8 protein-coding genes are annotated in these 7103 nt (G+C 26.5%); 5 read left to right on the top strand and 3 right to left on the bottom strand.

Annotated features, from left to right (window positions below; translation table 11 throughout):
- Window positions 1–14 precede the first annotated feature (14 nt).
- Window positions 15–155 (top strand): hypothetical protein, encoded by a 141-nt coding sequence (locus BM384_RS18695; protein WP_347455062.1) that lies wholly within the window; start codon window positions 15–17, stop codon window positions 153–155.
- 306 nt (window positions 156–461) lie between these two features.
- Here BM384_RS18695 and BM384_RS13980 read toward each other — a convergent pair whose 3' ends face one another.
- Window positions 462–1808, bottom strand: a complete 1347-nt coding sequence (locus tag BM384_RS13980) for an MATE family efflux transporter (protein WP_090014497.1) — start codon at window positions 1806–1808, stop codon at window positions 462–464.
- Between the two features lie 487 nt (window positions 1809–2295).
- Between BM384_RS13980 and BM384_RS13985 the strand changes: the two genes are divergently transcribed.
- The 3 genes from BM384_RS13985 to BM384_RS13995 are packed head-to-tail and all read left to right on the top strand — an operon-like array spanning window position 2296 to window position 4818.
- Window positions 2296–2523: a hypothetical protein gene (locus BM384_RS13985; RefSeq protein ID WP_090014489.1), complete on the top strand. Its 228-nt coding sequence runs from the start codon at window positions 2296–2298 to the stop codon at window positions 2521–2523.
- Window positions 2489–3289 (top strand): 3-oxoacyl-[acyl-carrier-protein] synthase III C-terminal domain-containing protein, encoded by an 801-nt coding sequence (locus BM384_RS13990; protein ID WP_090014490.1) that lies wholly within the window; start codon window positions 2489–2491, stop codon window positions 3287–3289. The genes BM384_RS13985 and BM384_RS13990 overlap by 35 nt, the downstream gene beginning before the upstream one ends.
- Before the next feature lie 50 nt (window positions 3290–3339).
- Window positions 3340–4818, top strand: a complete 1479-nt coding sequence (locus tag BM384_RS13995; protein WP_090014492.1) for a methyl-accepting chemotaxis protein — start codon at window positions 3340–3342, stop codon at window positions 4816–4818.
- 43 nt (window positions 4819–4861) lie between these two features.
- Here the strand turns inward: BM384_RS13995 and BM384_RS14000 are convergent, their stop codons facing one another.
- Together BM384_RS14000 and BM384_RS14005 are read right to left on the bottom strand one after the other, a co-directional pair.
- On the bottom strand, window positions 4862–5479 hold the full coding sequence (locus BM384_RS14000; protein WP_090014494.1) for a DUF488 domain-containing protein: 618 nt from the start codon (window positions 5477–5479) through the stop codon (window positions 4862–4864).
- Between the two features lie 281 nt (window positions 5480–5760).
- Window positions 5761–6870 carry an AbiH family protein gene (locus BM384_RS14005; RefSeq protein WP_175537396.1) on the bottom strand — a complete coding sequence of 370 codons (1110 nt, stop codon included), beginning with the start codon at window positions 6868–6870 and terminating at the stop codon, window positions 5761–5763.
- Between the two features lie 63 nt (window positions 6871–6933).
- Here BM384_RS14005 and BM384_RS17430 point away from each other — a divergent pair, with 63 nt between their 5' ends.
- A complete protein-coding gene (locus tag BM384_RS17430) occupies window positions 6934–7059 on the top strand; it encodes a helix-turn-helix domain-containing protein (protein ID WP_139232128.1) in 126 nt (41 codons plus the stop codon).
- Window positions 7060–7103 lie beyond the last annotated feature (44 nt).

Below are 7103 nucleotides of genomic sequence, written 5' to 3' on the forward strand. Positions count from 1 at the left end.
AAGGGACATTTGGAATAATAAAATGGAATAGATCTTACAAAAGGTTGTTTAGACGAGGACTTGATAATGTAATTCTTGAGCTCACATTGATTTCTTGTGGTTATAATCTTTATAAATATAATAATAAATTAAACCGTGAAATGCTCGTTGCATAAAAATTACTTTAATTTTTTTATTTATAACGAGACGTTTATTAAGTGAACCCATTTTTAAAAATTAAAGATGAAAAAATATAAGTATATGAAAAAAACAACCATACAAGCTTTTGAGCTAGTATGGTCGTTTGATTTTTAGGACTTTTTTTACAGCCCCTTTTTGTTTTAAAAATAAATTTTATAGATTTATTCTTAAATTGAACACTTTGCATTTTGAAAAACTTTAAGAGCAATGAAAAATTTTATTTTTTATACATAAAAAGTGAAATGCCTCATATTAATTTAAACATCTCTCTTTACAATTTTCTAAGCAACTCTATGTTTAAGCCAGCTTGTCCCTCTTAATCTTATACAATATAATACTCCACGTATAAACCAGTCAGAAAACATTCCAAGCCAGATTCCAAGAACACCAAAATTTAATTTTATAGCCAAAATATAACCTAAGCCAATTCTAAAAACCCACATACCAATAACAGCAGTAACCATTGTATATCTTGTATCTCCAGCCCCTTTAAGTCCTGCTGATAATACAAAGGCTATAGGCCATATTATCATAGCCATGGCATTTGATCTTATAAGCATTGAAGCAGTATTAATTACATCAATATTATCTGTATACAAGGAAGATAAGTATGGTGCTAAAGGGATAAATATTAATCCTAAGGAAACCATAGAAACAGTTGCAAAATTATTTAGATATATTAATGTACTCTTAGCACCTTTAATATCATTTCTACCAACATATTGTCCAACTAAGGTAGTTGCAGCTAAAGTTAATGAATTCCCAATAACATTTGGAATTTGAACTACTGACATCCCTATAGTATTAGATGCAATTGCTGTTGTTCCCATTGTAACTATAAAAACTTGTACTATAAATTTTCCTCCATTAAATAAAAGCTGCTCTACACCTGCTGGAATTCCTATATTGAAAATTTCTTTTTGAGTTTTTAAATTAATTTTAAAAGATGATGTTCTTTTTATCTTAATATCACCTATTCCTTTAAATAAAATTCCTATGATTATTACTGCTCCTATAAATCGGGCAAATGCTATAGCTAAAGCTGCACCTTCTATTCCTAAGGATGGAGTATTTAAGTTAAAAACATGTATACCATAAATTAAAATATATCCAAGTACTATATTAATAACATTCATAAATATAGTTATTTTCATGGGTGTTTTTGTATTTCCAGCTCCCCTTAAAACTCCACTGGCAATTTGTTCTATTGCAATAAAAGGATAAGTTAATAAAGTAAATTCTATGTAAATTTTTGCATTTATCTTTACTAATTCATCAGCTGATCCATAAAAAGTGTTAATAAGTCCTGTTCTATAAAGCCATATAAGTAATGTTATAATTAATGAAAGAATTAATCCTGAAGCTAAAGCTTGTTTAGCTGTTTCATTTCCTTCTTCTATATTGCCCTTTCCAATTCTTTGTGCAACTACAACTGTAGCTCCTACAGACAATGCTGCGAAGAAAGAAATAAATATATTATTTAGTGTATCTACCATTCCTATAGCTGATACAGCTTCTTCACTTATATTACCAGCCATCATTGTGTTACATACTCCAAGAAGCATTACAAAAGTCTGCTCTACTATTATTGGAAGAGCTAGTTTTAATACGTCTTTTCTTATAAACATCATTAGTTTCCTCTTTTCCTAAGATTTCAAATGTATACAAGTATTATTTTACATTACTAGGATAAAAAAGAACAATAGATGTATATATTTTTTATTAGGACCTTCTACTCTTTTATATATTTTCTATCTCATTTTATATAAGTTTCTTCAATAATTTTTTCCTTGCTTCTTACTTATTGCGTATATTTATTAATATTTTAATACTATATTTACTACAATTAAAATTTTCTATTTTATATAGATTTTCACATTGTTACTATGTTAATATCTTTTTTAACTTTGAATTAATACTTGACTATTTTGAAAAATATTAGATCTTATTTATAGTATGATTTAACATATTTTAATTAATTTATTTATGCACTATCATCTCAATTGACATATAAATTTATATTTATTATTATATAGTTGTAAAATATATATATACCATTTTTTATTAAATAAGTATTTTAATTATTATTGATATATTTTCTAGGGAGGAATATCTATGCCATTAAAAATAAAAGATTCTTGTATTGTAACTGGAAGTAAATTGATTGAAAACGATTACTATACTGAATATTTCGAAAATAAAAGAAAAGACATTAATCATTTCTTAAAAGATATTGTTGGGAGAGAAACCAGATACATATGTGATCCTAATTTTGAAAACACTTTAACTATGGGGTCAAAAGCTGCTGATGATGTTTTTAAAAAAAAGTGGGTTAAAAGGTAGTGATATAGACCTTATAATATTTGCTTGTCAATATCCAGAATTTACAGTACCTTCTCAGGCTTGTATAATTCATAATCATATTCATGGAAAGAAAAAATGTATAACTTTTGACTTAAATGTTAATTGTTTAGGTATGCTTCGAGGGCTAGACATTGCAAATCGTTATTTTAATGACAGAAATGGCGAAGTTAAATATGTTTTGTTAATAGGCTCAGATTATATGAGTGTACATACTCTTCAAGATGATGCTATAACCTTCGCAAACTTTGGTGATGGTGCTTGTGCTCTGATTCTTGAATATATAGATGATGTAAATACTGGTGTAATTGGATGTTCAGATAGGACTATAACCGAAGAAGTTTATGGATGTATGTTTCCTATATGTGGTTTTTCTAATATTTCTGATAATAGTGGAGATTCTACAAAAACATCATGGACTAATCCTAATACAACTGCAATAGTTGAATGTATGAAAGAAGCATTAGATGATATATTAGATAAACATCATCTTTCCATAGATGATATAGACTGGATGTGTGCTTCTCAATTTACTTATTCTCTATTTGAACAATCTAGAAAACGATGCAATATTCCAAAAGAAAAAGGAATTTATATTGGTAATAAATATGGTTACACAGGTACAAGTTCACCTTTTTTTGCTTACACTCAAGGTGTTTTAGATAAAAAAATCAAACCAGGTGACTTAGTATTCTTCACTTCTGTTGGTGTTGGACATACTATTTCATCAATGCTTGTAAGAGTTTAATTAATAATTATATATAAAAAATTTATTTATGCTATAAAGGGGTTTTAGAGATGAATAGTAACAAAGTGCTTTACACTAAGAATTTAATAGTTTTAATTTGTTTGTCAGCATCTATTATTGCTAGAATTATTGTCAATTTCATAATTGACGTTCCTGCGAGTGCAAGTATATCTTTAGCATTTGCTTCACTTTTAACATTACCTGCAATTGCTATATTACATTTTAAGAAAAAAAGTCCACGAAATATTATGTATGCTTTATGTATAACAACACTTATCTGTGTTGGAGATATAATACGATCTAATCCTAATATTTCAAATTATTGTTTAATATTTTATTCTATGTTTATTATTATTTTGTATGAAGATATACGTGCTAATTTATTAGTAGGAATAAGTAACTTATGTTTTATTATTTTCTTCTTTTTATATTTTAAAAATGAAATTTTTTCAAATACTGATACTATACAAAACTTAACATTTCTTTTTCTATATATTCTCTTAGGAACTATAATGTTTTGCATACTTTCAAAAATAAGTCACAACGTATATTATCAACTAGAGACTTCTATAGAGGAAAGTAATCAAAACAAAGTCAAAAATGATAAGATATTAGAAAAAGCAAAAAACAGTTCTATTAATTTAAGTGATAATAATAAAGATATAAAAATAAGTATTGAATCAACTAATGCTGCTTCAAAACAAATGCTAGAAGCAAGCGAACAAGTTACTAATAAAGCTGTTGATGAAGTAACGACAGTAAAAAATATTAAAGATAGAATTAGTGACGGGGTAACTGAAATAATAGATGTTAAAAATTCAAGTAAAGAAGTAACTGATTTATCTAACCTTAATAATGATATTGTTAAAGAAGGAGTAACTAAGGTTACAAATTTAAGTAATACGGTTTCTGATATTCGTAATAATATAGATAAAGTTGTAGCTTCAATGAATATGCTATTAACTAAAAATCAACAGGTATCTGAAATATTAGTAACTTTAAATGATATAACTGAACAAACTAATCTTTTATCTTTAAATGCATCTATTGAAGCAGCTAGAGCTGGTGAAGCTGGCAAGGGATTTGCAGTTGTTGCTGAAGAGGTAAGAACTTTAGCTGATAGTTCAAAAGAATTTACTACTCAAATTGATGGATTGCTTTCAGAGTTCTCTGAAACTATTGAAGCAGTTACTACTGCTGTTAAGAATCAAAAAACTGCAATAGATTCATGTGGAAACTATTCTATTGAAGTAAGTGAATTATTTAATACAATACGAAATAATTCTAATGGAATCCTTGATAAATCAACTGTAGTTGATTCTAAAACAAATACTTTAGAAGAATATTTAAATAAAACTTTAAATGAAGTTAATGATGTTAGTGATTCTGTTGAAAATATAGCAGCTTATATGGAAGAAATATCAGCAAGCATTAATAACTTAACTGAGAATATTGAAGAAATTACTAAACGTTATGAAAATATTGATGAAATAGCCGTTGATATGAATAACATTGTTAATGAAATATAATTTAATAAACCAGCCTCTATATTAATTTAAAGGCTGGTTTATTTTAATCTAATTTTTCTACTCTTCTCCCTATTTCTCTATTTGCCTCTTTATATGCCTCTTCTATTAATTCCTCTTCCGATTTTTCATTACCAAGAAGGCTATCAATACTAATCTGATGCCTATTAGGATAATATTTATCTAAAATCTTTTTTTCAATTTCTTTTTGATCTACAACTGTTAAATCATCTAATATATGTTTAACACAAAATCCTTTATTAGTTAATTCTCTACCTACAAGTATACTTCTATGACATCTTATAGGTTCCTGCATAGCTCCAAGCAAAACTATGTTATATCCTTTTTTACATCCATTTTTTAGACGTTTAATTCCCTCTTTAAAAGATTTTTCTAAAATAACTTTTGAAAAGTCAGCGTATCCTTCTTCATTATAAGATTCCTTTCCAAGGAGCCTGTTAGCTCCAAATTCATTTCCCATATAAATATATTTAAAGCCTTCTTTATTAAGAGTATAACCTAACATTTCTTTATCATATTGAACATTATATTTTGAATATGGAACTCCCCTTATATCCACTATACATTCTATATTAAAAGTTTTAAGTATATCTAAAAATTTCTCAATTGAATAATTTGAATGTCCTAAAGTATAAATTTTCATACTCTCACTCCTAAAATTATCTTGTTTTTCCGTAATAAGTTGTAAATTTTCCACTTATATATTTACTTTTATTATATTTTATGGTATTATTGTGTAGAAATATATTTTATTTATATTTCTACACCTATACCTTTTGGAATGTATATTCCATCTCTTATACCTCTTTTTTTGAGGAACGTTAGGATTTTCGCTTCACCTTTAATTTACCAATCCTTATTTAAAATGAACACCAGGCGAAAATCCTTAAAAAGACGACTTAACCTTTAGTCGTCTTTTTGCTTTTATCTCTTCTGTTCTACAAAAATAATACTTTTTTTAGGATCAGTTGTTCTTTTTATTAATTCATCCTGACCTATAATTTCTACAAGATGAGTAAGCTGCTCCATATATACTTCCTTATTTAGATAAAAAATAATAACCTTTGTATTATAATTTATATTTTCACACTTTAAATCTTCATCATCATATCCTAATAATAACTTTCTTAAAACATCTTTATCAGTAACATCAAGAGAATGACCAAATATATATATAGTATTCTCCTTTTTTAATCTTTCTATAATTTCTTTTCTTCTTGAAATAAGGTTAGACTTTTCTTTTAAATGATAGCCTAAATTAATCTGACCTTCCTTTTCCCATATAAGTTTCTCTTTAGCTGAAATCATTTCATCAAGCTTCATTAATGAAGATAGCAATTCCTTTCTTTCAGCTTTCATATTTTCTATCCAAACCTTATACTGAAAAGATGTTTTCTTATAAAGACGCTGAAAATATTTCTTAAAATATATAAAATCTAAATTACTATTTTTACTTGAATCATCAAGGTATTCATCTATACCTAATACAATACTATTTTTATTTATATTAGAAAAAGCCTCACCATGAATAAAATTACAGGTAATATGGTTGTTGTATATTTTTCTATAGGTATCAGTATAATTAAAGCTTAGAACTGCATCTATATTATTTGAAATACCTTCAATATCCTTATTCTTTATATTAGTTTCTATTTTGTCTACAATATACATAAGATATATTTTTAAACACCATATAAACCCTTCTAGATCCTTCTGTAGATTTTTAATAAACTTCTCCCTACCATTACCTTCCCAGTAATTAGATAGCTTAGAATCGCTTTTTTCTCTATATAATTCCAAAAACTCTCTAGCCTTAAAATCCTTTACCTTATTTATAATTTTCTTTTCCATTTCTCCATGGGAATTTTTAAATAATACTATTTTTATTTTATAATCCATAGCTTTAATAATTTCAGATATTTCTTTTTCACAATCTATCCATCCATCATCTTCACTTATATCTTCAATTTTATTTATAAAAAAATTTGTCCATACATTATTTTGTACTTTGGAGCTAGAATATAAATAGTACAAGTTAAAAGTGGATATTTCTCAAAAAGAGTTATAATAAAGATATGATGAATTGGAGGAATTGAAATGAGTAAACAGTATGATAAGGAATTTAAAGAAAATGCAGTAAGATACTATCATGAACATAAAGATTTGAATATGAAAAGATGTGCTACTAATTTAGGAATAGCTGCTTCTACTCTTGGGGATTGAGTTAAGAAAGCAGATATTAATGATGGTGAAGTCCCTACTAGAGG

Origin of the sequence: Clostridium sp. DSM 8431 (assembly GCF_900116755.1) — a bacterium.
Classification (GTDB): Bacteria; Bacillota; Clostridia; order Clostridiales; family Clostridiaceae; genus Clostridium.